The organism is Vibrio sp. 2132-1 (assembly GCF_033344315.1).
On sequence record NZ_JAWPON010000802.1, the window covers coordinates 1 to 531 of the forward strand.

General features: G+C 45.8%; 1 pseudogene. It reads right to left on the bottom strand.

Going from position 1 to position 531, the window contains the following annotated elements:
- Window positions 1-531, bottom strand: a pseudogene (locus R8N47_RS28085) (lytic murein transglycosylase); the annotation flags it as partial.

Below are 531 nucleotides of genomic sequence, written 5' to 3' on the forward strand. Positions count from 1 at the left end.
GCGCCTGGATACTGGCTGTGACGGTTAGGTGATGCCAATTCTTGGATGAGGCATACGCCGCCAACATCGCCTTTTCATCTTTACCTACGCGACTCAGCAAATGCGCCCACTCACTTTTCGCTGCGGCAATTTTATCTGTCGCAATCAACTCTTCAATACGAGTGAGAGAGTTTTGATACGGGTGAATAACCTTAGTATCGAGCTTAATACGATGAGATGGATATTTGATTGACTGACCAATCGCATTCGCCGCAGCCACACTGTAGAAATTGCGCTGACCAACTAAGGTCGCCAATCGCTGTTTGCCTGCAATATCATCTCCCAGCGCAATCTCACTTCGACCTAACCAATATTGCCAGCGAAGCGAGGCTTGATCATCTTTGTTGAGTACGGCAATCCATTGTTGAACACCTTTCCAATCTGCATTTTGAATTGCTAGACGGATACGATTTTCGATCAAAGCGACATTTTTACTGGTTTTCGTCTTATCATCTCGCCATTTGGCTAGTGAATCGGATTCAGTACGAATCA